Here is a 23,721-nt window from a genome sequence, read left to right as displayed (position 1 = left end):
GCAGCGGCCTATCCGTCGTTTAGAATGGCTTCATGGCGCGCATCCCCCAGCACTTCATCGATCAGCTGCTCGAACGCACGGATATCGTCTCGCTGATCGACGCGCGTGTTTCGCTGAAGAAGGCCGGGCGCGAATACACCGCCTGCTGCCCGTTTCACGACGAAAAGACCCCCTCGTTCACCGTCTCGCCCGTCAAGCAGTTCTATCATTGCTTTGGTTGCGGCGCGCACGGTACGGCGATCAGTTTCCTGATGGAGTACGATCGCCTGGAATTTCGCGACGCGGTGGAAGTGCTCGCCGATGCCGCCGGCATGGAAATCCCCGAGGAGGCGACCGCATCGGCGCCCAGCGGGCCGCCGCGCGAGCCGTTGCTCGACGCCATGCGCCAGGCCGATCGTCATTATCAGGCGGCACTGCGCCGTAATCCGGGCGTAATCGACTATCTGAAAAACCGCGGCGTATCCGGCGAAATGGCCAAGATCTACGGCCTCGGCTTTGCCGCCGACGCCTGGGACGACCTCACACGCCGTCTGCCCAACAAGGCGGCCGCCGCCCAGGCGGGCCTTTTGATCGAGCGCGACTCCGGCGGTTACTTCGACCGCTTTCGCAATCGCCTGATGTTTCCGATCCGCGATACGCGCGGCCGCACCATCGCCTTCGGCGGACGCACGCTCGGCGACGACAGCGCCAAATACCTGAACTCGCCCGAAACCCCGCTGTTCCACAAGTCCGACCACATGTACGGGCTGTACGAAGCGCGCCAGGCCCTGCGCCAGCTCGACCGCCTGCTCGTGGTCGAAGGCTATATGGACGTCATCGCCCTCGCCCAGCACGGCTTCCCCAACGCGGTGGCCACGCTGGGCACGGCCACCACCGCATCGCATCTAACCACGCTGTTTCGACATACCGAGGAAGTGGTCTTCTGTTTCGACGGCGATGCCGCCGGCGTTCGTGCGGCGAGGAAAGCGATGGAACATAGCCTGGCCGTGATGCGCGGCGCGCGGCGCGTACGTTTTCTGTTTCTGCCCGACGGCGAGGATCCGGACAGCCTCGTGCGCGGCGAAGGCGGCCGCGAGGCCATGGCCGCGGCGATCGAATCCGCCCGACCGGCCTCGGAGGTATTGCTGGGCGAACTCCGGGAGGGCCTCGACCTGGCCACGCCGGATGGCCGTGCCCAACTGGTCGAGCGCGCGCGCGCGCCGATCAACACCCTGCCACCGGACGCCTTTCGCGCCGAAATGGTCGCCGAGATCAGTCGCCTGTCCGGCCTGCCGGCGGATGACATTCGTGAGCTCTACGCCGCGAATCAGCCGGCCCCGCGCGCCGGCAACGGCGCGCACGGTACGGAATCGAAAAAAAACGCCTACAGCGCCGAGCTGCCACCCGTGACCCGCGGTTTCATGCTGTTACTGGCCGACCCGAGCCTGGCCGGGCGCATCGAAACCACCGACGGATTGCGCGACAACGACAATCCCGGCGCGCAAATTTTGGCCGAAGCGATTGACTTTTTCGCAAGCAACCCAAACGTATCCGTTGCGCAATGGCTTGAACATCACCGCGAACATCGGTTTTTCCATCGCCTGCAGCGGCTGGCCGCGGCCAACCCGCCGGGCGACGAAGAACAGCGCGCTGGCGAATTCGTCGATGTGGTCGCGCGGCTGCAGCAACAGAGCCGCTCCCGCGCGAATCTGCGACAACGCTACAACGCACTGGTCGCACAACAGGAACGCGGGCCGCTCGATGCAGCGGCCGCAAAGGAGTTGAAGGAAGTCTTGAGCCAACTACAAGGTCGATCTCAGACCCCGCCCTGAGGCCGCACGCACCGCATCGAATCGATTCGGCGCGGCAGCGATGCTATAATGGTCGGTTATCGCCGAGTGCGCCTTGCCCCACGAGCCCAACACGCAGCGAGTCACATGAGCAAAGACAAGAAATCCCAGCTTCGGCTACTGATCGCCCACGGCAAACAGAAAGGTTACCTGACCTACGCCGAGGTCAACGATACCTTGCCGGACGATATTGTCGATCCCGAGCAGATCGAAGATATCGTCAACATGATCAGCGACATGGGCATCACGGTGCACGAACAGGCGCCGGATGAGGACGATCTGGTCATCGCCGGCAACACTGTCAACGATGACGATGACGACGACGCCGAGGAAGCCGCCGCGACGCTGGCCGCGCTCGACCCGCAGTTCGGCCGGACTACCGACCCGGTGCGCATGTACATGCGCGAAATGGGCTCCGTGGAACTGCTCGACCGCGAAGGCGAAATCCGTATCGCCAAGCGGATCGAGGAAGGCCTGTCGGAAATGATGTTCGCGCTGGCCTATTTCCCGGCCACCACCGGACGTCTGCTTGAGTTGTGGGATCAGGTCGCCGCCGAAGACAAGCGCCTGACCGACGTGCTGGCCGGCTTCGTCGACCCCGACACCGGCGACCCCGTGGACAGCGGCAACGACGACGCCGAAGCGGCCGACTCGGCCGGCGAAGACGAAGAAGAGGAAAGCTCCGCCCCGGCCAACGATGGCCCGGACCCGGAGGAAGCCAAGGCCCAGTTCGCCGAGTTGCGTCGCCTGCACGACGCCGCCGTCGCCTCGCTGGAGGCCAACGGTCGCGAACACGCCGAAACCGAGGCCGCCCTGTCGGCTCTGGCCACGCACTTCATGCGCTTCAAGCTGGTGCCCAAGACCGCCGACGACCTCACCCTGCAGCTGCGCACCGCCATGATCGATATCCGCTCGGCCGAGCGCGACATGCTGCGCATCTGTGTGACCGAAGCCGGCATGCCGCGGCGCGACTTCGTGCGTCAGCTGCCCGACAACATCACCAACGAAGACTGGCTGGAAAAGCTGATCCGCGCCAAGCGTCGTTATTCCTCGACCATCGCCAGCCGGCGCGAAGAACTCGTGCGCCACATGAACCGCGTGCGCGAGATCGAGGCCGAATCGTCGCTCGACGTCAATCACATCAAGGAAATCAACCGCAAGATGTCGATTGGCGAGGCCAAGGCCCGCCGTGCCAAGAAGGAAATGGTCGAGGCCAACCTGCGTCTCGTGATTTCCATCGCCAAGAAATACACCAATCGCGGCCTGCAGTTCCTGGACCTCATTCAGGAAGGCAACATCGGCCTGATGAAGGCGGTCGACAAGTTCGAATACCGCCGCGGTTACAAGTTCTCGACCTATGCGACCTGGTGGATCCGGCAGGCCATCACCCGCTCGATCGCCGACCAGGCACGCACCATCCGTATTCCGGTGCACATGATCGAAACGATCAACAAGCTCAACCGCATCTCGCGCCAGATGCTGCAGGAAATGGGCCGCGAGCCCACGCCCGACGAGCTGGCCGAGCGCATGGAAATGCCGGAAGAAAAAGTGCGCAAGGTCCTCAAGATCGCCAAGGAACCGATCTCCATGGAGACGCCCATCGGCGACGACGAGGATTCGCATCTCGGCGACTTCATCGAGGACATCAACGCCGTAGCCCCCGACGACTCCGCCTCGGGCGAATCGCTGCGCGAAGCCACGCACAACACCCTGGCCAGCCTCACCCCGCGCGAGGCCAAGGTCCTGCGCATGCGCTTCGGCATCGACATGAACACCGACCACACCCTCGAGGAGGTCGGCAAACAGTTCGATGTTACCCGCGAGCGCATCCGCCAGATCGAAGCCAAGGCCCTGCGCAAACTGCGCCACCCCTCGCGAGCGACCTTCCTCAAGAGCTTCCTCGACGAGTAAGCCCACCGAACGCTTGGCGGGCCCGCCGCCGCCAAGCTATAGTTCCGCGCCGGGCGTGCAACGCGCCCGGCGCTTTCATTTGGGGCCTGTAGCTCAGCGGTTAGAGCAGGGGACTCATAATCCCTTGGTCGTCAGTTCGAATCTGACCGGGCCCACCATAAAATCAATAGTTTATAGCCCCACATTGCTCGCCCTAATGCCCAGAGGTACATTATAGGTACACTCGTCGTGCAACAGGCATACGATCGCTGCCCTCTGCAGGCCGCTGGAAAGCGGTCTTACGGTAATCCCCCCGGAAAATAGCGCGCTAAAAATGGGAGGATTACCTCTCGGTCAGATTCGCCAGATAGCATTTCTTAAGCTCTACATCACGATCCGTGATCGCGATGCTCGACTCAGGGTCAAGCCGGTCGATACGCCATGTTTTGGCGGTAGCGAATGGCAAGCTTGGCTCAAGCTCAAGGACGAGGTCGTCGAGCCGCTCCTCGCCTTCATTCGTTATGCTCAGTTGCTGCAGCAGTGGCACAGCATTCTGATGCGATGCCAGCCCCAGCTTGGCGCTGACGACCCCCTCGATCGAAATCGCCATGTCCCCCATTCCCGCGATGCCGGCTTAACAAATGAATCATAGGATGGAACAGAGGAATTTTCGAATGTTCCGAGCAGTTGAATCGCTCAACGCTACTGTTCTGGTGCATTAGTCATGCCCCCAGTGGCCACTCGGCCCTATGCGGCACCCAGATTGGCGCCCTTATCAGCAGACACCACCGGAACAGTTCCGGCCAGGACGCTTGGCAAGCTATAATGCATCCATAACGCTAGCGAAATGGATATGTCCCATGAGCACGCTCGTCGTAAAAGATCTACCAGCGCATCTACACGAGGCGCTTAAAGCGCGTGCACGGCGCCATCATCGATCGCTTAATAAAGAGGCGGCCAGCATCATCGAACAGGCGGTTCATGCAGGGGATATGCAGTCGATACAACATGGGCCGGCGCCGATGGGCCAACCGCTGACATTGGAGGAACTCGACGTCGCTTTATCCGACGATCGATACTGCAGCCTTGGCACACTGGCTGACGTGGAAGAACTGATGGACGAGCTACGCGCCGAGCGTGGCGATCCCCGAGAATGAGCGAGCTCTCCTCGTTACCCGATGTCTCGCTGTATCTCGATAGCAATGTGTTTATCTACATGGCATTCGAGGGTGATACCGGCCCGCTGCGAGATTCAGCATCGCTGATCGTTCGGCGTGTTTTTACAGGCGAGAGCGCAGCCTACACGAGCGTTTTGTCGCGAGCTGAGGTGCTCGTCCATCCGCTGGGAAAAAGGCAAGTCGAACTCGCAGACCGCTACCGACGTTTGCTCACTGGTGCCGGCCCTATCAATGTAACGTCTGTAGAGCCTCGCATCGCCGACCTAGCCGCCGAACTACGAGCCGACTACCCGAGCCTGAAGTTACCCGACGCGCTTCACATCGCTACTGCCGTTCAAGCCGATTGCGGCGCCTTTATCACGGGCGACAAGCGGCTAGCAATCGTATCCGCACGAATTCCCGTGGTCCTTCTCGACCAGATCGCGACGGAATAATCGGTCACCAGCCGCCGTTCTGGCGAAAGCCAATCTATCGGCCTGATCCTGGAATCCACCGGCGGGCTCACGAGCGCTCTCAACGTGTTGCTGCATTGCGTGGCCGCCGAGCGCGAGCGTATGGAAGCCTACCGGGCGCGGGTGCAGAACCTCAGGCTCTATACGAAATAAGCGGTTGTGTGCTGGGGTCGATGGCCACGACCCCGCCCCGAACCGGACCGTCGCTCGCCAGGCGGCGCCGCATCGCACCTGGCGTTGTGCCGTGCACGCGCACGAACGCCCGCGTGAAGCTTGGCGCATCCGCAAAGCCGGTCTCGTGCGCGATCTGTGCAATCGAATGAGCGGACTGCAACAGTCGATCGCGAGCCCAGTTCAGACGCCGGGCCAGCACCGCTTGTTGCGGCGGCACGCCATAGTGGCGCCGGAACCACTGATTGAGCGCCGAACCGCCCATGCCCAGATGCCGCTGCAATTCGGCGTTACTCGGCGGCGAGGCCAGTCGCGCATCCACCAGCGTTTGAAAGCGTTCGTGTTTCGAATCGGTCGTCCCGGCGGCCCGATCGGCGAGCAACCGGTAGACCTGTACCGCCAGCATCGTGGCCCACTGATGCGCCAACAGCCGGCTGCCGTTCGGCACCCGGACCAGTTGTGAAGCCGCACACGCAATCAGCAACCGGAGCTCGGCCGGCATGGCGAACGCGCGCGGCGCCTCGAACAGCTCATGCAGCCCGGCGCACGGCTCGATTGTCTGGATCTGCTGCACGGTATCGTCGTCCAGAAAAAGATCGACCACCAGGAGCCGGCTGTCCTCGCTGCGGCCGGCAAAGAAGTGCCGCGCATGGCAGGGCACGATGCCGATGCGGCCGGTCGATACTTCGAATTCCGCGCTCGCCATCTCGCAGCGAACGGCGCCGCCCAGCCCGAACAGCAGCTGAGTGAAGGCATGCCGGTGTTCGCCGTGGCCGCGCCGGATCGGGTTCAATCGAGCGTGAGTCTGGTTCATATAAGAGCGGATCCGGGGCCGAGTTCAACGTCGCGCACGCGTAATACTGAACAATTGATGCGCAAAATCGAACAACACGAACAGCCACAAGAACGCTAGGCTGAAGGATTATGCGTCCGGGGCCAACGCGGCGGCGAGCCACTTTCGAACCGAGAGAGGCGCGCGCCGGCCGTCACCACGATGCGTACCGTCGCCGATGGGCACAAAGCGGAATTTTCACCACGGGAGTCGCGCAATGCAATGGTCAGCACCCAGAGTCTATGACGATCCGAGCTATCAGAACGTGCTCGCCACTTATCGGGTGGACGAGGCCGAGCAGGTTTCGCGGCTGCTGGAGATCGCGGCGCTGGACGAGGATACGGCGGGCGCCGTCGAATCCGACGCGGCCAGGCTGGTCGAGGTGGTGCGCGAAAAAGCCACCGAGGGCGGCGGCATCGATGCCTTCATGCAGGAGTACGAGTTGTCCAGCGCCGAAGGCGTGGTGCTCATGTGCCTGGCCGAGGCCCTGCTGCGCATCCCGGATTCGGAGACCGTCGACAAGCTGATCGAGGACAAGATCGGCGGCTCCAACTGGGAGTCGCATCTGGGCGAATCCAAGTCCTGGTTCGTGAATGCCTCGACGTGGGGGCTGATGATATCCGGCCGCATGCTGCGCCGCGAGGACCTGCCCGAGCGCAACTTCCGCAGCACCATGCGGCGTATGGTGCGCCGCTCCGGCGAGCCGTTCATCCGCTCGGCCGTGCGCCGCGCCATGCGCGTGATGGGGCATCAGTTCGTTATGGGGCGTTCCATCGAAGAGGCGCTGCGCAACGCCAAGTCGCTGGAACGGCGCGGCTACTCCTATTCCTACGACATGCTCGGCGAAGCGGCGCGCACCGACGCCGACGCCCAGCGCTACTTCGACGACTACCACCACGCGATCGAGGCCTGCGGCAAGGTCAGCGCCGAGCGCGGGCCGGAGGACGCCCCCGGCGTCTCGGTGAAACTGTCCGCCCTGCACGCGCGCTACGAGCTCGGCCATCGCGATCGCGTGATCGACGAACTGCTGCCCCGCCTGCAGCAGCTGGCACGGCTGGCCGCGCAGTACGACATCAACCTGACCATCGACGCCGAGGAGGCCGACCGGCTCGATCTGTCGCTGGAAATCTTCGAACTGGCCTCTGCCGACGACGAGCTGGGCGACTGGCAGGGCCTCGGGCTGGCGGTCCAGGCCTACCAGAAGCGCGCGCTGGACGTGATCGAATGGCTGGCCGATCTGGGCCGGCGCCATCGTCGCCGCATCATGGTGCGGCTGGTAAAAGGCGCCTACTGGGACACCGAAATCAAGCGTGCCCAGGAAGCCGGCCTGGCCGGCTACCCGGTGTTCACGCGCAAGGCGAACACCGATGTCTCCTACATGGCCTGCGCACGCCGGATCCTCGCGCACGACGATGTGTTCTACGGCCAGTTCGCGACCCACAACGCGCACACCCTGGCTTATATCCGGCATCTGGTCGGCGAGCGGAGCGACTTCGAATTCCAGCGCCTGCACGGCATGGGCGAGGATCTGTACTCCGAGATCGTGGAAAAAGCCGCCAACGACAAGCGCCCGCGCTGTCGCATCTACGCCCCGGTCGGCGCGCACGAGGATCTGCTGGCTTATCTGGTCCGGCGCCTGCTGGAAAACGGCGCCAACAGTTCATTCGTCAATCGCCTGGTCGACGAGAACGAGCCGATCGCCGATATCGTGGCCGACCCGGTTCGCGTGGTGCGCGAGCAGGATCAGGTCCGGCATCCACGCATCCCGCTGCCGCAGGATCTCTACGGCGAGCGCCGGCCCAATGCCCGCGGCATCGATCTGTCCGACCTGCGCCAGCTGACGCAGCTGTCCGAGACCATGGCCGAAGCCGCTAGCCGAAACTGGCAGGCCGGCCCGCTGATCGGCGGCAAGCGGCCCAGGCGCGCATCGGACGCGCTGGCCAACAACCAGGCCGAGGCCGTGATCAACCCGGCCCACAACGACCAGGTCGTGGGCCATGTCGCGCTCGCTGCTGACGACGACGTGGAAGCCGCGCTGGCGGCGACATACGAGGCCGCCCCGCGCTGGTCGGATACGCCGGCCGCCGAACGCGCCGCCTGCCTGCGCCGCTATGCCGATCTGCTGGAAGCCCATATGGGCGAACTGATCGCGATCTGTACCCGCGAGGCCGGCAAGAACGTGGCCGACGGCGTGGCCGAAGTGCGCGAGGCGGTGGATTTCTGCCGCTACTACGCGGTCCAGGTCGAGGATGAATTCGCCACCGATCACGTCCTGCCCGGCCCGACCGGCGAGCGCAATACCTATGGCCTGTACGGCCGCGGCGTGTTCGTCGCGATCTGCCCGTGGAACTTCCCGCTGGCCATCTTCTCCGGCCAGGTGGCGGCGGCACTGGCAGCCGGCAATGCCGTGATCGCCAAACCCGCTGAGCAGACCTGCCTGGTCGGTTCGCGGGCCATCGAGCTAATGCACGAAGCCGGTTTCCCCGGCGACGTGCTGGCCTTCCTGCCCGGGGCGGGCGACATCGGCGCCAAGCTGGTCGCCGATTCGCGCATCGCCGGCGTCGCGTTCACCGGATCGCTGGCCACGGCGAAGAAGATCAACCGCACGCTGGCCGAGCGCGACGGCCCGATCATTCCGCTGATCGCCGAAACCGGCGGGCAGAACGCGATGATCGTGGATTCCTCGGCCCTGATCGAGCAAGTCGTGGCCGACATCATCCGCTCCGGGTTCCAGAGCGCCGGTCAGCGCTGTTCTGCCCTGCGCGTGCTGTACGTGCAGGCCGACATCGCCGATACGCTGATTGAGATGCTCTCGGGTGCCATGGCCGAACTCTCGGTCGGCGACCCATGGCATCTCGGCACCGACGTCACCCCGGTGATCGACGCCGAGGCCCGGCGCAATCTGGCGGCCTATGCCGAATACGCCGACCAGACGTTCAAGGCGCACTACAGCTGCGAACTCGACGAGGCGCACACCGACGGCACCTATATCGCCCCGCGCATCTACGAGCTGGACTCGATCGAACAACTCGGCGAGGAACAGTTCGGGCCGATCGTGCACATCATCCGGTTCAAGGCCGACGAAATCGATCGCGTGGTCGACGACATCAACGGCCTCGGCTACGGCCTGACCTTCGGCATCCACAGCCGGATCGACACCACGGTCGAACGGGTCCTGAAACGCCTCAAGGTCGGCAACGCCTACGTCAATCGCAACATCATCGGCGCGGTGGTCGGTGTGCATCCGTTCGGCGGCGAAGGCCTGTCCGGCACCGGACCGAAGGCCGGCGGGCCGCACTATCTGCATCGCTTCGCCACCGAGCGGGCGGTTTCGCGCGATACCACGGCCGCCGGCGGCAACGCCTCGCTCATGTCGCTGGAAGAAGACGAGCCGGCCGAACACGTGTTCGTCACGCCCGAGCCGCAGCGCTTCAACCGGCCGGCGGAAACGAACCGGGAGACCGAAGCCGCCGAATAGGAGCACAAAAAAGCGCCGCTCGGTTTCCCGAGCGGCGCGATTGTGGCCCGTGTCAGCTGTCGCCGTCAGTGCGTGGGCATGGCAAACGCGTTAGCGTCGTCCGGGGCATCCGGCCAGCGCTGGGTGACGGTCTTGAGCTGGGTGTAGAAGCGCACCCCGTCCGGGCCGTGGGCATGCAGCACGCCGAAGCGCGAGCGCTTCCAGCCGCCGAAGGAATGGAAGGCCATCGGCACCGGGATCGCCACGTTCACGCCCACCATGCCGACGCGAATCTGTTCGTAGAACTTGCGCGCCGCGCCGCCGTGGTTGGTGAAGATGCACACGCCATTGGCGAACTCGTGCGCATTGACCAGCGCGATCGCGTCCTCCAGCGATTGCTGGCGCACCACCGAAAGGACGGGCCCGAAGATCTCTTCTTTATAGATCCGCATGTCGGGCGTGACGTGATCGAACAGGCAGCCGCCGAGATAGTAGCCATCCGGGTTGTCGTTCGATGCGAAGCCACGGCCGTCCACGACCAGCTTCGCGCCCTCTTCCACGCCGAGATCGACATAGCCGCGCACCTTGTCGCGGTGTTCGGCGCTGACCAGCGGGCCCATCTGCGGCTCGGGATCGGCCAGGCCGTCGCCGACGGTCAGCGAGGCCAGGCGTTTTTCGATCGCGGCGACCAGGCGATCGGCGGTTTCCTCGCCCACCGGCACGGCCACCGACACCGCCATGCAGCGCTCGCCGGCCGAGCCATAGGCCGCGCCCATCAGGCCGTCGACCACGGCGTCCATGTTGGCATCCGGCAGCACGATGACGTGGTTCTTGGCGCCGCCGAGCGCCTGCACTCGCTTGCCGTTGGCCGCCCCGCGGGCATAGATGGATTCGGCGATCGGGGTCGAGCCGACGAAGCTGAGCGCGGCCACGCGTTCATCGTCGATCAGGGTGTCGACCGCCGCCTTGTCGCCGTTGACCACGTTGAACACGCCATCCGGCAGGCCGGCCTCGGTCAGCAGCTCGGCCAGCCGCAGGGCCGTGGCCGGATCTTTTTCCGACGGCTTCAGGATGAAGGTGTTGCCACAGGCCAGCGCGATGGGGAACATCCACATCGGCACCATGGCCGGGAAGTTGAACGGGGTGATGCCGGCCACCACGCCGACCGGCTGGCGCAGCGAGAAGGAATCCACCCCGGTGCCGACATTGAGGCTGTGCTCGCCCTTGAGCAGTTCCGGCGCGCCGCAGGCATATTCCACGACCTCCATGCCGCGCACCACTTCGCCCTTGGCATCCGAGAACACCTTGCCGTGTTCGCGCGTGATGAGCGCGGCCAGCTCGTCGATGTGTTCGTCGAGCAGCTGCTTGAAGCGGAACAACACCCGCGCCCGGCGCACGGGCGTGGTCGCGGCCCAGCCGGGCAGCGCGGCTTCGGCCGCGGCGATGGCGACCTCGACCTGGCTTTGATCGGCCAGCGGCAGGTCACCGAGTTGCGCGCCGGAGGCGGGATTATGGACGGGCAAGGTGCGGCCGCTGTCGGCCGTGACGAGACGGCCATCGATCCAGTGGCCGTAGTTCGAAGCAGTCGAGCTCATGAGATTCTCCTCAATACGATAGATCAGCCGGCCGTGGTCAGCACATCGCCGGCCGGCGTGTAATCAAGGCCGAGGTTGGCAGCCACCGCTTTGTGTGTGACCACACCGCGATGCACGTTCAGCCCGGCGGCCAGGTGCGGATTGTCGGTCAGTGCCTGTTTGTAGCCCTTGTCGGCGAGCTGCAATACGTAGGGCAGCGTCGCATTGGTGAGCGCGAAGGTCGACGTGCGCGCGACACAGCCCGGCATATTGGTCACGCAATAATGCACGACATCATCCACCGTGTACGTCGGCTCGGCATGACTGGTCGGCCGGCTGGTCTCGAAGCAACCGCCCTGGTCGATCGCGACATCCACCACGGCACTGCCGGGACGCATGCCGGCGATCATCTCACGAGTGACGAGCTTGGGCGCGGCCGCCCCCGGCAACAGCACCGCGCCGATCACCAGATCGGCCTCGGTCACCGCCCGTTCCAGATTGTCGGTGTTGGAATACAGCGTGGTCAGGCGGTTACCGTAGGCGTCGTCGAGCTCACGCAGCCGATCGATGGATTTGTCGAGTACGGTCACATCCGCGCCCAAGCCGGTGGCCATGCGCAGCGCGTTGGTGCCCACCACGCCGCCGCCGACCACGGTGACCTTCGCCGGTGGCACACCCGGCACACCGCCGAGCAGCACGCCAGCACCGCCGGCCACGTTTTCCAGCGCGGCCGCGCCCGCCTGCACCGACAATCGCCCCGCGACCTCGCTCATCGGCGACAGCAACGGCAAACCGCCGTGGACGCCGGTGACGGTTTCATAGGCGATGGCGATACAGCCGGCATCCATCAGACCACGGGTCTGCTCGACGTCCGGCGCCAGATGCAGATAGGTGAACAGGATCTGGTTTTCGCGCAGGCGCCGGTATTCGACCGGCTGCGGCTCTTTCACTTTCACAACCATGTCGGCGGTCTCGAATACCGCCTCGGCCGAGTCGAGGATTTCAGCGCCCTGCGCCGTGTAGGCATCGTCGGTAAAACCGGCCGCCGCACCGGCGCCGGTTTCGATGAACACACGATGGCCATGGCCGATCAGTTCGCGCGCGCCGGCCGGCGTGAGGCCGACCCGCGCCTCCGCGGGCTTGATTTCCTTGGGTACACCCACTTGCATCATTCGTTATTCCTTTTCAGTGCCGTACTGGCGCCTGGCAGCCACGTCGGGCGCGCGAGATTTCCGGTTTCCAGGGTTCGCGCGCAATCAAGACGCCCGGCGTCGAACATGAACCGATCCAGCTGGATCAGCGCTTTTATCGTCTGTATGAATCGGCGTCGATCCGCGAATCGACAGGCCCTAGTCAACGCTGCGAATCGACGCGTCCAGCACTTCGCACATGAAATCGATGTCCGCGCGTTCGGCGATGAAAGGCGGGCCCAGCTGGACGGTATTGCCGCCAAAGCGCAGATACATGCCGCGCTCCCAGGCGGCCTTGGCAATGGCCCAGGGCCGGTACGTGGGATCGTTGCCGGCGGTTTCGATCTCCAGCGCGCCGGCCATGCCGAGATTGCGGATATCGGTCACATGCGGCGCACCGCGCAGGGCGTGCAACTGGTCCTCGAAATACGGCGCCAGCTCGGCCGCACGCTCGGCCATGCGCTCGTTCTCGAACACATCCATCGCCGCGAGGCCGGCCGCGCAAGCCAGCGGATGCGCGGAATAGGTATAGCCGTGGGCGAGTTCGACCGCGTGCGGCGGTAGATCGGCGTCCATGAACGCATCGTAGATCGCGTCGCTCGTGACCACCGCCCCCATCGGCACCGCGGCGTTGGTCAGATTCTTGGCCAGCGTCATGATATCGGGCGTCACGCCGAACAGTTCGGCGCCGAAAGTGGCACCCAGCCGACCAAAACCGGTGAGTACTTCGTCGAAGATCAGCAGGATGTCGTGGCGATCACAGATCTCGCGCAGGCGCTTGAGATAGCCGGCCGGCGGCACGATCACACCGGCCGAACCGCTCATCGGCTCGACCATGACCGCGGCCACGGTTTCGGCACCGTGGTCGAGAATGCGCTGCTCGAGCGTATCCGCCAGTTCGGCCCCATACTCGGGCACGCCGCGGGTGAAGCGATTGCGCTCGAGCAATGTATGCGGCAGATGTTCGGTCGCCAGCATGTCGCCGAAAAACGCCTTGTTGCCGGGGATACCACCCATGCCGGTGCCGCCGACGTTGACGCCGTGATAACCCTTCTCGCGGCCAATCAGGCGCGTCTTTTCCGGCTGACCACGCCTGACCCAGTAGGCGCGCGCGATCTTGATCGCGGTATCGGCCGACTCCGAACCGGAGTTGGTGAAAAACACATGTTCGAGGCCGTCGGGCACGATCTTCCTGACCCGCTCGGCCAGTTCGAACGCCATCGGATGGGCGTACTGGAACGGCGGCGCATAATCGAGCGTCTTCGCCGTTTTGGCGATGGCCGAAGCGATCTCGTCGCGGCCATGACCGAAGCTGGTACACCACAGCCCGGACAGGCTGTCGAAGATCCGGCGGCCGGCGGCATCGGTGTAGTGGCAGCCGTCCGCCGCCACGATCAGGCGCGGGTCCGCCTTGAACTGACGATTGCCGGAAAACGGCATCCAGTAGCTATCGAAATCCAGCGATTGCGCAATATCGGCCATGACGACCTCCGGGTGGCGAACAATAGCGTTAGGTTAGGCCTCTACGATACGTGATTAAATATATAAGTTTTTTAATTCGCGTATAGATTTATTAACACATGAGCCGGAGGCCGATATGGAACGCGGCATCGAGCGACTGGGCCAGATCAGCGACATCGATCTGCGCCTGCTGCGGGTATTTCGCGCCGTCGTCAACGCCGCGGGGTTCACGCCCGCCGCGGCGGCGCTCGGCATCAGCCGTTCGGCGGTGTCGATCCACATGGGCGAGCTGGAAACCCGGCTGGGCTTCACGCTGTGCCAGCGCGGGCGCTCCGGTTTCGTGCTCACGGCCGAGGGCGAGGCCATGGACCAGGCCGCGCGCCGGCTGATCGCGCATCTGCAGAGTTTCCGCAACGAGGTGAACGCCCTGCATCGCGACCTGCGGGGCGAACTCAACATCGGCATCACCGACAATCTGGTCACCCTGCCCGAGATGCGGATCACCGATGCGCTCGCCGAACTCAAGGATCGCGGGCCGAACGTGCACACCAATATCCATATGATGCCGCCGGGCAACATCGAGTCCGCCGTGCTGGACGGCCGGCTGCACGTCGGCGTCACGCCCGCAGTGTCGCGTCTGGCCGCGCTCGACTATATCCCGCTCTATACCGAGCAGACCCTGCTTTATTGCGCCGCCGGGCACCCGCTGGCGGCCGCGGATCGAGTACCGACGACCGAAGACATCGCGGCAGCCGATGCCGTGCTGCCCGCCTACCCGCTATCGGACGATGCACAAGCCGTGGTCGATCGCCTCAACCACACCGCAACCGCGAGCGAGCGCGAGGGCATCGCCTTTCTGGTACTCACCGGCCGCTATATCGGCCTGCTGCCGGAACACTACGCCCAGCGCTGGGTCGACGCCCGCCGGCTGGTCGCCGTGCGCCCGCGTGAATTCAGCTATCGCATCGACTACCACACCATCACGCGCAGCGGTCGGCGCCCGAATCGCGTACTGGATACGTTCCTGGACAGCCTCGTGCGCGGGCAGGCGCTCGAGCCGCCTGGCGCCACTTCAGTAGGCCACCCGAGCCGGAAGAATTAATCCACAGATTTCGCAGATGACGCAGATTTTTAAAGCAGTGAAATACGGCGGCTTGCCCACGCTGGCACGGATGCCGCTACCGCGTGCCATCCATGCATCACAACAAGACAACAATCCCGCCTTCTTCAATCTGTGTCATCTGCGTAATCTGCGGATAACCGAAGAACGCAGCGTTCCGACTCAAGCAGCCGCCACCGAACGCGTCGATTCAAGCGCCTCGGGCTCCAGCAGCTCGATCCAGTGGCGTACCGGGCGCTGGGCGGCGGCTTCCAGATGCAGTTGGCAACCGACGTTGGCGGTGACGATTACGTCCGGGGCCTCGGCATCCAGCGATTGCAGCTTGTCCGAGCGTAGCCGGTTGGCCATTTCCGGCTGGAGAATGGAATAGGTGCCGGCCGAGCCACAGCACAGATGCGCATTCGAGACGTGGGTGAGCTGATAACCCGCCTGGGCGAGGATTTCGGCCACATGATCGTGCAGCCCGGGCGCATTCTGCAGCGTGCAGGGCGGATGATAAGCCACCCGCCGGCCGCCGCCGATAGCGCCCAGCGCGGAGAGATCCTCGCTGGCCAGCACATCGCTGAGATCGCGCGCCAGCTCGGACACGCGCGCCGCCTTCTCGGCATAGGCCGGATCGTTGCGCAGCATGTAGCCGTATTCGGTGATGGACGCGCCGCAGCCGCTGGCCGTGATCACGATCGCCTCGGCGCCCTGCTCGATGTACGGCCACCAGGCATCGATATTGGCACGCGCGAAATCGTGGGCTTCCTCGCGGTGGCTCAGATGCTGCGACAACGCACCGCAGCAGCCCGCCGTGGACGGTGCGACCAGACGGACTCCGAGCCGCGCCAGGATGCGCGCGGCATGCGCATTGGTGTTGGGCGTGGCCACCGGCTGCACGCACCCTTCGTGAACGAGCATCAAGCGCCGGGTATCGCTGGCCTGCGGCCAGGCGACGCGCGGCCGTTGCGGTGGCAGCTTCTGGCGCAGGGGTAAAAGCGGGCCGACCAGAAAAGGCCGCGCGATCTGGCCGAGCGCGTGCACAATGGCGAAGCGCCGCCGATATGCCACCACGTGACGCAACAACCAGCGCAGCCAGCGTTCCCGAGCCGGCCGCTCGACCTGCTGGTCGACCAGATCGCGGCCGATGTCGGCCAGCTTGGCGTACTCGACCCCGGAGGGGCATGTCGTCTCGCAGGCCCGACAGGTCAGGCAGCGATCCAGATGCTGTTGTGTCTTTTCGGTCGGCGTTTCGCCTTCCAGCACCTGCTTGATCAGGTAAATACGCCCGCGCGGGCCGTCGCGCTCGTCGCCCAGCACCTGATAGGTCGGGCAGGTCGCGGTACAGAAACCACAGTGGGTACAGGCGCGCAGGATACGGTCGGCCTCGCGGCCGTCCTCGGTATCGCGCAGGGCGTCGATGATCGATGTCTGCATGGCAAGACCTAGAAATCGGGACAGAAACGGCCCGGGTTGAGAATCCCCGCCGGGTCCATCGATTGTTTCAAGCGCTTGTGCAGCCGTAGCAGCGGCGCCGGCATGGGGTGTTGGCGCGGGCTGATGGCGCCGCGGTAAACGCTCGCATGCCCGCCGTGGGCGGCCACGGCTTCACGTACCGTCTCGGCGGGCCGATCCGAGATCAGCCAGCGCTGGGCGCCGCCCCAGTCCATCACGGTCTCGCCCACGAGATCCAGCGGCGGCGTCGCGGGCGCGACCGACAGACGCCAGAGCGGCGAGCGGTTGTTGGTGAAAAAAACACGCCGATGCTCGCGCACATCGGTCCAGAACGTATCGTCCTCGGCCAGCGTTTCCCCGCCCAGCGTTTCCATCGCGGCCCGCACCGACGACTCCGCGCCCGACAGGCGCAGATAGGCCCGGCCGTCTTCCCAGTACGCCCCGGTGATCGGCCAGGGTTTCAGGCCCCAGGTGTTGAATCGTTCGATCGCGGCGGCCTGGTCGTATTCGAACACACGAGTCCGGGTAAAGCGCGGCGCCGGCAGCACCTTCAGGCTGATTTCCAGCAGTACGCCCAGCGTGCCGAAGGCGCCCACCATGAGCCGCGACAGATCGTAGCCGGCCACGTTCTTCATCACCTCGCCGCCGAAACGCAGTACCTCGCCGCGACCGTTGATGATGCGCGTGCCGAGCACGAAGTCGCGGGCCGCGCCCGCATACGGCCGGCTCGGCCCGGAGACGCCGGTGGCGATCGTGCCGCCCAGCGTGGCCGCTTCGCCGTAGTGCGGCGGCTCGAAGGCCAGGCGCTGGCCCTCGGCATCCAGCGCCGCCTCGATTTCGGCCAGCGGCGTGCCGGCGCGCGCGGTGATCACCAGCTCGCCGCAATCGTAGGAGACGATGCCCCGGTGGGCCCCCAGTTCGAGCGCAGCGGCATCCCGGTCGAGGGCTTCGCCGAGAAACGGCTTGCTGCCGCCCCCGGTGAGGGCCAACGGCGAGCGGCTGTGATGCGCCTCGGCCACCTGCGCGGCCAATGCTTCAGTCAGATCGGCCATGGTCGCTACAACCGTTCCAGTTCGGGATGCGGCAATTCGCCGTTGTGCACATGCATGGCCCCGAACTCGGCACAGCGATGCAGCGTCGGGACCGCCTTGTCGGGGTTGAGCAGCCGCCTGTCGTCGAAGGCGGCCTTCACGGCATGAAACTGCGTCAACTCGGCCGAGGGAAACTGCACACACATCTGATCGATCTTCTCCACGCCCACGCCGTGCTCGCCGGTGATGGTGCCGCCGTGCTCCAGGCACAGCCGGCATATTGCGCCGCCGAAGGCTTCGGTATTCTCCAGTTCGCCGGGCTGGTTGGCATCGTAGAGAATCAGCGGGTGCAGGTTGCCGTCGCCGGCGTGAAAGACATTGGCCACGCGCTGGCCGTATTGTTCGGACAATTCGCCGATGCCCATCAACACATCGGCCAGCGCGTGCCGCGGGATGGTGCCGTCCATACAGTAGTAATCGGGCGAGATCCGCCCCATGGCCGGGAAGGCGGCCTTGCGCCCGGCCCAGAACAGCGCGCGTTCGACGTCGTCGCGCGAGATGCGCACGTCGGTGGCGCCGCTTTTCTCCACCACGTCGCGCACCCGCGCCATATCGTCGGCCACTTCGCCTTCGGTGCCGTCGATTTCGCACAACAGAATGGCCGCCGCATCGGTCGGATAGCCGGCATGCACGAATTCCTCGGTCGCCCGAATCGCCGGATTGTCGAGCATTTCCAGACCGGCCGGTACGATGCCGGCCTTGATGATATCGGCCACGGCGTTGCCGGCCTTGCGTACGTCGTCGAAGGCGATCAGGGCGCACTGGGCCAGTTCCGGCTTGGGCAGCAGCTTGACCACTACCTCGACGATGACGCCGAGCAAGCCTTCCGAGCCCGTCATCAGCGCCAGCAGGTCATAGCCCGGCGAATCCAGCGCCGGACTGCCGAGCGTCAGCCGCTCGCCTTCGATGGTCACGATTTCGACCTGCACGATGTTGTTCGTGGTGAGCCCGTATTTCAGGCAGTGCACGCCACCCGAATTCTCGGCCACGTTGCCGCCGATCGAACAGGCGATCTGCGACGAGGGGTCGGGCGCGTAGTACAGACCGAGATGGTCGACTGCCTGCGATATCGCGAGATTGCGTACACCGGGCTGGACGGTCGCGCGCCGGTTGGCGGTGTCGATATCCAGAATGCGATTGAACTTGGCCAGCGACAACAGCACACCGGATTCCAGCGGCAGCGCCCCACCGGACAACCCGGTGCCGGCGCCGCGCGCGACCACCGGCGTGTCGTGCGCATGGCAGATGCGTAACACAGCCTGGACCTGCTCGATGGTCGTGGGCAGAACCGCCAGCATGGGCAGACGCCGATAGGCCGACAGTCCATCGCATTCGAACGGACGCAGATCCTCTTCGGCGTGCAGCACGATTTCATCAGGCAGTTCGGCGGTCAGCGCCGCCCGCACCCGCATCTTGTGTTGCGTATCGGGCGCGGTTGAACCTGCCCCGGCTGCTGCTGCAGCGGGCCGTTGCGACATATTCTCCTCCCTTGGCCACGGTCTGAGCCGCGTGGCATGCGGCCGGGCGCCGTGGGGCATGGCCGCTGATTGTTTTTATCGACTATACGCCCGGCACGAAGCCGGTCAAGCGCTCGGCGATGGCCGCCGCGTCGAGCCCGGGCCGTCGCCGAACGGCCGCCCCGGGGATCGCTCGGTCGGCTGCCGCACGCGGGGCCAGCGACGCCGTGGCGGCAGTCACCGCGCGCGCCGGGGCGCTTCGCCGCCCGCGGCGTGTTCGACCTGCTCGCGCAGCCAACGCTCCATCTTGCGGCGGGCACGGCGATTGGTCAGACGCCGGCTGTAGATCGACTCGGGACACAGGCGGTCGCGGTTCTCGCCGTGGACGATAAAAGTGCGCTGTACGCCGATGGCCTGACCGGACGGGCCATTGTTGCAGATCACCGTCAGCTTGAAGTCGCATACGCCCATGCGCTTGACCGGGTCTTCGTTGCCGTTGATCAGATCGTGCTGCTGACCCGACTGGCGCAACAGGGTCTGAAACGTGCCGAGGTTCATGTAGCAGCCGGTATCCAGCGGCCCCTGACGGGTCACTTCGCGCGGGTCGTTCCTGGCATTCCAGGGCTCGGCGTCGTCGAAGTCGGTGACCGAATCCCGGAATTTGCGCCCGTCCTCGAGCTTGATGCTGAGCACGACACACTGGATATAAACCGGCTCGTGACTCATGTTGCTGACGATCGCCACTGAATTGATCTGTTCGCCCCACCCCTGGTTGATCAGAATCCGAGCCTGGCGCTGACGCTTGAACGCCTGATACAGCAAATGGGCATAGAACAGCCAGATGACCATCGTGCCGAAACTGGCGATGACCGACAGCGGCTTGGCGTTGGCCGTGAAAAAATCCCACATGACCTGTTCCTGTGCTCACACGGCAGAGCAGAGCATGGCGCTTTGCTTGCGCCCGTGATGCCTTGCCGGTCCGGGGCCGCGCTATCCGGTCGGGCCGTGCCCGTCGGTACGATGAAACGCGCAGGTATGCAGCGCGGTCTGAACGCTCTGGCCGCTTTGCCAGCAGTTGGCCTGCGGTTGCACGTGCGGGGTGGGGATATCGACGCGGTTCGCGCGACGTTTGTCGGAGTCCACACCCAACCGGCGATCGCGCGCGGCCAGCTTTTCGGCGTCGATCTGGCCATCCTCGGTGAAGGCCATCATCAGCTGCGGCACGCCATACGGAAAATCGTCGCGATCGACCTGCCAGGTATGTAAGGTCTTGCCGTAGGTGGTCACCAGATCCTCGAAGTACGCATGCTCGGCCATCTCGGGCATGCCGGGCGCGACCAGCTGGCCGGATTTGATCTCGTAGTGATGGCTGTGCCAGAGCCGTTTCTCGTCATCGGGCAGTCGCGCGTAACGTTCGGCACTGATGATGTATTCGATGCCGATCAATTTCGCGTCCTTCGCGTTGGCATCGAAGATCACGCACTGATGCAGATCCGGCGCCAAGTGCATGCAGAAATGGCTGGCCTCCACCTGGCGGCCCATGTCATCCGCATACATGTGGAAACCGTTGAGATACGTGTTCATCGACTCCAGCGGAATCTTGCGCTGGGCCAGCGCGGCGGCGGTATCGAGGGCCTGGTGCCTGGGCGGATGCCCGCCGCCGGTGGGCACGGCGCGGCTCAGACGCCGGCCGAGCCAGAAGCCGCCGGCTACGGCCAGCCCAGCGGCAAAACCCAGCGCCCCTTCGGCACCGACAGGCATCGAGCGGCGCGCGCTTGGCAAGAGATCGAATTTGGCGGAATCGAATCGGGACATGACGCGGCCTCGGATTGCAGGCGAGCGAGGCCCCTCGCTCGCGGTGAACCGTTGCCCCGAGTGTGGTCGGATCGAGGCCATCGCGTCTGTCCGGGCAAACCCTGACGTGGCAGGATCGATAGGGGAACACCCGAATTTTCGCGAGCGCCGGGCTGCCCGATGCTGATGCGCCTCGTGTCTTGATCGAGCTTTCACGCATGCAGACCGAAAACCTGACGGCGACGGTGCACAACAGCTGCCCGCAACTGGACGCGGCGCGCGTCGCCCAATGCACCCTGATCACGCTCGATGCACTCGGCGAACACCTGAGCGAGGACACCGGCGCACGCATCGCCTCCGGCTTGCCGAACGACGCGGGTGCCGCCCTGCGTTCGGGCGCCCAGCGCCCGGACACCACTGGCGAGCCGATGAAGATTGCGGTGTTTCTCGACAAGATCCGCGACCGGACCGAACTGCCGCCGGAACAGGCGGATTCGTTGACCTACGCGGTCGCGATCACGCTCGCGCATATGCTCGACGCGGATCGCTTGAAGCAACTGCGCGACGAGTTGCCCTGGGAGCTCGACCGCCTGTTTCGCGACTGATGCCTACCCGCTTGCCGGCGGGCCCGGGCGCAGAGCACGCAAACCGGCTATTGCGCCCGACCGCAGATATGCCATAGCTCGGCCAGCAACCAATCCGGATCGAAGGGTTTCTGAACAAACTCGGTATTCGGCGGCAGATTCGGCGGCATGCCACGGTCGGCGAACTGCGTGCCACTCATGAGAATAAGCGCCGGGTGCGGGCCCGAGGCAGCCAGCCGCTGACACAGCGTCGCGCCGCTCATGCCGGGCAGCAACCAATCGATCATGAGGCAACAGAAACGGGAGGTCTCGTCGGCATCGATGAATGCCTCGGCCGAGTCGAACAGCCGAACATCGAAGCCATCGCTGCCGAGCAACGCGGCCATCGACATGGCGAAACCCGCGTCGTCGTCGATCACCGCGACCCGAAATTGTCGAACGGTATCCAGCATGGCAATAGCCCGGAGAGGTTCTGTTGGAGGTTACGTCGACAGCGCCGGCGACGATGCAGGGCGTGCCGCGCTCAGTGCACCTTGACCCGCGGCCCGTGATCGAGCGAAAACAGGTCGGCGAGCAGGCGTCCGGTGCCACGTGCCGCACCCAGCACGACCATTCCGTGCTGGCGTTCGAGCCCGCGGTAAGCCGCCGCCGCCAGCCGGCCCCGGATCTGCAGATCCCGGCCGAACCCGCTGCGCAGACGGCCAACCGCGCCCGCGGCACCCAGCGACATCAACGTGCCCTTGTGCCGATACTCGAACGCACGCGGCATCTCGCCGGCGCAATAGCGCGGCAACTCGCGCGCCAGATGCGTGGCCTGCTCGCTCGCGGCCTGGGCGGTGGGCGGCGCCTCGGAGCCCTCGACCGCGGCACAGTCGCCAAGCACGAAGACATCGCGGGAGGTTAAGCTCTGCAGCGTCTTGCGCACCCGCCACTGACGTTTGTCGTTGGCGCACAGCGTAGCAATTTCGTCGACCACGGGCGGGCCGACACGCCCCGTTGCCCAAACCGTGAGTTGCGAGTCAAAACGCCTTCCGTCATTGGTTTCGACATGGTCGGGCGCTACCCGGCTGATCTGGCAACCGGTCCGAATCGTGACGCCGGCTTTTTGCAGACGCTCGCGAACCGCCGCACGCTCGGCGTCACCCATCGACGGCATGAACTCATCCATGGCCTCGACCAGCGTGACACGCAGGCCGGGCCGGGCATCGCGCGGCGCCACCGCGGCCGGCTGGGCGTCGGTCGCCAGATAAGCCGCAAGCTCGACGCCGGTCAGCCCGGTGCCGACGATGAGCACATCCATCACCGGATCACGAGCGTGAACGGTCGCTGCCAGCGCAGCCAGCGACAAGCGATTGAATACCGCCTCGGCGTCTTCCGCGCGATCCAGCATGAAGGCATGTTCGGTCACGCCCTCGACACCCAGATCGGGGGTTACCCCGCCCAGCGCGAGCACGAGCACGTCGTACGCGAGTTCGCGCGCGCCGACCACCTTGCGCTCGCGAGCATCGTCCATGGCGCCGAGTTCGATGCGGCGCGCCTCCGGGTCGACATCGCACAGGCTGCCCTGCACGAACACGAAACCCCAGCGCTCCGCAAGACCGGCATATTCCATCTCGTCGACCATGCTCCGTCGGGCACCCGCCGCCATCTCGTGCAACCGCGGCTTCCAGATATGTGTGTCCGACTGATCAACCAGAAATACCCGGATGCCACCCTGACGAGCCAGCCGGATGGCCAGTTCGAGGCCGCCGGCGCCACCGCCGGCAATCACCACGCGCGTCGAAGTCACGCTCATGATCCATACCCTCGCTGATCGCGGTTTTTTTCAACGCCCATGGTGGCTCAGGTGCGGGGGCGAATTGATCCGGGAAAGCACATAGATCACCGACGCCAGGCGAATCACGAACCCGGTGGGCGTTCGAGGGCAGGCCCTAATCCCCGGCAAGGCATGGCACCAAGGACCCGGGACATGGGCCCGGCCGCCCCGCCCGCCGGACGCCCGGGCAAGCCGCCCTTGAATACGCCCGCGGCACCGGGGACGATCACGTCCGACCGTCTGGCAACCATTTTCAATGACTTTGACAGCGGCAAACCCGACGGCATGGGGATGGGGCGGTCGGTCAGCCGGGCACTGGCCGAACGCCATGGTGGCCGGCCTTGGGACGAAGCCGATACAACCGAGGGTGCTCGCCCCGTGCCGGAAC

General features: G+C 65.0%; 19 protein-coding genes and 1 tRNA gene. 8 read left to right on the top strand and 12 right to left on the bottom strand.

Annotated elements, in window-relative coordinates; genetic code table 11:
- Positions 1-32: 32 nt before the first annotated feature.
- From dnaG to ACS8Y6_RS02545, 3 genes are all read left to right on the top strand, one after another.
- The gene (dnaG, locus tag ACS8Y6_RS02555) at positions 33-1,811 is read left to right on the top strand and encodes a DNA primase (protein ID WP_440854913.1); all 1,779 of its coding nucleotides are present in this window, start codon (positions 33-35) and stop codon (positions 1,809-1,811) included.
- Between the two features lie 48 nt (positions 1,812-1,859).
- Complete coding sequence (gene rpoD / locus ACS8Y6_RS02550) at positions 1,860-3,740, top strand: RNA polymerase sigma factor RpoD (RefSeq protein ID WP_440850129.1); 1,881 nt, start codon at positions 1,860-1,862, stop codon at positions 3,738-3,740.
- Positions 3,741-3,822: 82 nt separating this feature from the next.
- Positions 3,823-3,898 (top strand) — tRNA-Ile (locus tag ACS8Y6_RS02545).
- A 164-nt stretch (positions 3,899-4,062) separates the two neighbouring features.
- Here the strand turns inward: ACS8Y6_RS02545 and ACS8Y6_RS02540 are convergent.
- The gene (locus ACS8Y6_RS02540; RefSeq protein ID WP_440854912.1) at positions 4,063-4,329 is read right to left on the bottom strand and encodes a hypothetical protein; all 267 of its coding nucleotides are present in this window, start codon (positions 4,327-4,329) and stop codon (positions 4,063-4,065) included.
- A 250-nt stretch (positions 4,330-4,579) separates the two neighbouring features.
- On the opposite strand from ACS8Y6_RS02540, the gene ACS8Y6_RS02535 reads away from it, so the two are divergent.
- Complete coding sequence (locus tag ACS8Y6_RS02535; RefSeq protein ID WP_440850131.1) at positions 4,580-4,876, top strand: FitA-like ribbon-helix-helix domain-containing protein; 297 nt, start codon at positions 4,580-4,582, stop codon at positions 4,874-4,876.
- Positions 4,873-5,331, top strand: a complete 459-nt coding sequence (locus tag ACS8Y6_RS02530; protein WP_440854911.1) for a type II toxin-antitoxin system VapC family toxin — start codon at positions 4,873-4,875, stop codon at positions 5,329-5,331. Before ACS8Y6_RS02535 ends, ACS8Y6_RS02530 begins: the two co-directional genes overlap by 4 nt.
- A gap of 151 nt (positions 5,332-5,482) precedes the next feature.
- Here ACS8Y6_RS02530 and ACS8Y6_RS02525 read toward each other — a convergent pair whose 3' ends face one another.
- Positions 5,483-6,334 carry a helix-turn-helix domain-containing protein gene (locus tag ACS8Y6_RS02525; RefSeq protein ID WP_440850133.1) on the bottom strand — a complete coding sequence of 284 codons (852 nt, stop codon included), beginning with the start codon at positions 6,332-6,334 and terminating at the stop codon, positions 5,483-5,485.
- 235 nt (positions 6,335-6,569) lie between these two features.
- Between ACS8Y6_RS02525 and putA the strand changes: the two genes are divergently transcribed.
- Positions 6,570-9,830, top strand: coding sequence for a bifunctional proline dehydrogenase/L-glutamate gamma-semialdehyde dehydrogenase PutA (gene putA, locus ACS8Y6_RS02520; RefSeq protein WP_440854910.1), 3,261 nt, complete (start codon positions 6,570-6,572; stop codon positions 9,828-9,830).
- Positions 9,831-9,895: 65 nt separating this feature from the next.
- Here the strand turns inward: putA and ACS8Y6_RS02515 are convergent, their stop codons facing one another.
- The 3 genes from ACS8Y6_RS02515 to ACS8Y6_RS02505 form a co-directional block, all read right to left on the bottom strand.
- Positions 9,896-11,404, bottom strand: a complete 1,509-nt coding sequence (locus tag ACS8Y6_RS02515; protein WP_440854909.1) for a CoA-acylating methylmalonate-semialdehyde dehydrogenase — start codon at positions 11,402-11,404, stop codon at positions 9,896-9,898.
- A gap of 23 nt (positions 11,405-11,427) precedes the next feature.
- Positions 11,428-12,552, bottom strand: a complete 1,125-nt coding sequence (gene ald, locus ACS8Y6_RS02510; RefSeq protein ID WP_440850181.1) for an alanine dehydrogenase — start codon at positions 12,550-12,552, stop codon at positions 11,428-11,430.
- A 180-nt stretch (positions 12,553-12,732) separates the two neighbouring features.
- Complete coding sequence (locus ACS8Y6_RS02505; protein ID WP_440854908.1) at positions 12,733-14,055, bottom strand: aminotransferase class III-fold pyridoxal phosphate-dependent enzyme; 1,323 nt, start codon at positions 14,053-14,055, stop codon at positions 12,733-12,735.
- A 115-nt stretch (positions 14,056-14,170) separates the two neighbouring features.
- Here ACS8Y6_RS02505 and ACS8Y6_RS02500 point away from each other — a divergent pair, with 115 nt between their 5' ends.
- Positions 14,171-15,136 carry a LysR family transcriptional regulator gene (locus tag ACS8Y6_RS02500; RefSeq protein ID WP_440850137.1) on the top strand — a complete coding sequence of 322 codons (966 nt, stop codon included), beginning with the start codon at positions 14,171-14,173 and terminating at the stop codon, positions 15,134-15,136.
- A 180-nt stretch (positions 15,137-15,316) separates the two neighbouring features.
- On the opposite strand, the gene glcF is transcribed toward ACS8Y6_RS02500, so the two are convergent.
- From glcF to ACS8Y6_RS02475, 5 genes are all read right to left on the bottom strand, one after another.
- Entirely contained in the window at positions 15,317-16,573 is a 1,257-nt protein-coding gene (glcF, locus tag ACS8Y6_RS02495) for a glycolate oxidase subunit GlcF (RefSeq protein ID WP_440854907.1), read from the bottom strand.
- Positions 16,574-16,581: 8 nt separating this feature from the next.
- Complete coding sequence (gene glcE, locus ACS8Y6_RS02490; protein ID WP_440854906.1) at positions 16,582-17,643, bottom strand: glycolate oxidase subunit GlcE; 1,062 nt, start codon at positions 17,641-17,643, stop codon at positions 16,582-16,584.
- A gap of 5 nt (positions 17,644-17,648) precedes the next feature.
- The gene (locus tag ACS8Y6_RS02485; RefSeq protein ID WP_440850182.1) at positions 17,649-19,094 is read right to left on the bottom strand and encodes an FAD-linked oxidase C-terminal domain-containing protein; all 1,446 of its coding nucleotides are present in this window, start codon (positions 19,092-19,094) and stop codon (positions 17,649-17,651) included.
- Positions 19,095-19,376: 282 nt separating this feature from the next.
- On the bottom strand, positions 19,377-20,048 hold the full coding sequence (locus ACS8Y6_RS02480; protein WP_440854905.1) for a hypothetical protein: 672 nt from the start codon (positions 20,046-20,048) through the stop codon (positions 19,377-19,379).
- Positions 20,049-20,129: 81 nt separating this feature from the next.
- On the bottom strand, positions 20,130-20,900 hold the full coding sequence (locus tag ACS8Y6_RS02475; RefSeq protein ID WP_440854940.1) for an OBAP family protein: 771 nt from the start codon (positions 20,898-20,900) through the stop codon (positions 20,130-20,132).
- 251 nt (positions 20,901-21,151) lie between these two features.
- On the opposite strand from ACS8Y6_RS02475, the gene ACS8Y6_RS02470 reads away from it, so the two are divergent.
- Positions 21,152-21,538 carry a DUF2267 domain-containing protein gene (locus ACS8Y6_RS02470; protein WP_440854904.1) on the top strand — a complete coding sequence of 129 codons (387 nt, stop codon included), beginning with the start codon at positions 21,152-21,154 and terminating at the stop codon, positions 21,536-21,538.
- A 47-nt stretch (positions 21,539-21,585) separates the two neighbouring features.
- On the opposite strand, the gene ACS8Y6_RS02465 is transcribed toward ACS8Y6_RS02470, so the two are convergent.
- Entirely contained in the window at positions 21,586-21,969 is a 384-nt protein-coding gene (locus ACS8Y6_RS02465; RefSeq protein ID WP_440850143.1) for a response regulator transcription factor, read from the bottom strand.
- A gap of 71 nt (positions 21,970-22,040) precedes the next feature.
- The gene (locus ACS8Y6_RS02460) at positions 22,041-23,312 is read right to left on the bottom strand and encodes an NAD(P)/FAD-dependent oxidoreductase (protein ID WP_440850144.1); all 1,272 of its coding nucleotides are present in this window, start codon (positions 23,310-23,312) and stop codon (positions 22,041-22,043) included.
- Between the last annotated feature and the right edge of the window lie 409 nt (positions 23,313-23,721).

This window comes from Salinisphaera sp. RV14, assembly GCF_052044135.1.
Classification (GTDB): domain Bacteria; phylum Pseudomonadota; class Gammaproteobacteria; order Nevskiales; family Salinisphaeraceae; genus Salinisphaera.
The sequence above is the reverse complement of the archived record's forward strand: the minus strand, read 5'-3'. Positions and strand labels throughout refer to the sequence as shown.

Bases quoted from the DNA above. Each gene is read 5' to 3' on its own strand.
- dnaG (WP_440854913.1), top strand. From the start codon at position 33: ATGGCGCGCATCCCCCAGCACTTCATCGATCAGCTGCTCGAACGCACG.
- rpoD (WP_440850129.1), top strand. From the start codon at position 1,860: ATGGTCGGTTATCGCCGAGTGCGCCTTGCCCCACGAGCCCAACACGCA.
- ACS8Y6_RS02540 (WP_440854912.1), bottom strand. From the start codon at position 4,329: ATGGCGATTTCGATCGAGGGGGTCGTCAGCGCCAAGCTGGGGCTGGCA.
- ACS8Y6_RS02535 (WP_440850131.1), top strand. From the start codon at position 4,580: ATGAGCACGCTCGTCGTAAAAGATCTACCAGCGCATCTACACGAGGCG.
- ACS8Y6_RS02530 (WP_440854911.1), top strand. From the start codon at position 4,873: ATGAGCGAGCTCTCCTCGTTACCCGATGTCTCGCTGTATCTCGATAGC.
- ACS8Y6_RS02525 (WP_440850133.1), bottom strand. From the start codon at position 6,334: ATGAACCAGACTCACGCTCGATTGAACCCGATCCGGCGCGGCCACGGC.
- putA (WP_440854910.1), top strand. From the start codon at position 6,570: ATGCAATGGTCAGCACCCAGAGTCTATGACGATCCGAGCTATCAGAAC.
- ACS8Y6_RS02515 (WP_440854909.1), bottom strand. From the start codon at position 11,404: ATGAGCTCGACTGCTTCGAACTACGGCCACTGGATCGATGGCCGTCTC.
- ald (WP_440850181.1), bottom strand. From the start codon at position 12,552: ATGCAAGTGGGTGTACCCAAGGAAATCAAGCCCGCGGAGGCGCGGGTC.
- ACS8Y6_RS02505 (WP_440854908.1), bottom strand. From the start codon at position 14,055: ATGGCCGATATTGCGCAATCGCTGGATTTCGATAGCTACTGGATGCCG.
- ACS8Y6_RS02500 (WP_440850137.1), top strand. From the start codon at position 14,171: ATGGAACGCGGCATCGAGCGACTGGGCCAGATCAGCGACATCGATCTG.
- glcF (WP_440854907.1), bottom strand. From the start codon at position 16,573: ATGCAGACATCGATCATCGACGCCCTGCGCGATACCGAGGACGGCCGC.
- glcE (WP_440854906.1), bottom strand. From the start codon at position 17,643: ATGGCCGATCTGACTGAAGCATTGGCCGCGCAGGTGGCCGAGGCGCAT.
- ACS8Y6_RS02485 (WP_440850182.1), bottom strand. From the start codon at position 19,094: ATGCGGGTGCGGGCGGCGCTGACCGCCGAACTGCCTGATGAAATCGTG.
- ACS8Y6_RS02480 (WP_440854905.1), bottom strand. From the start codon at position 20,048: ATGTGGGATTTTTTCACGGCCAACGCCAAGCCGCTGTCGGTCATCGCC.
- ACS8Y6_RS02475 (WP_440854940.1), bottom strand. From the start codon at position 20,900: ATGCCTGTCGGTGCCGAAGGGGCGCTGGGTTTTGCCGCTGGGCTGGCC.
- ACS8Y6_RS02470 (WP_440854904.1), top strand. From the start codon at position 21,152: ATGCAGACCGAAAACCTGACGGCGACGGTGCACAACAGCTGCCCGCAA.
- ACS8Y6_RS02465 (WP_440850143.1), bottom strand. From the start codon at position 21,969: ATGCTGGATACCGTTCGACAATTTCGGGTCGCGGTGATCGACGACGAC.
- ACS8Y6_RS02460 (WP_440850144.1), bottom strand. From the start codon at position 23,312: ATGAGCGTGACTTCGACGCGCGTGGTGATTGCCGGCGGTGGCGCCGGC.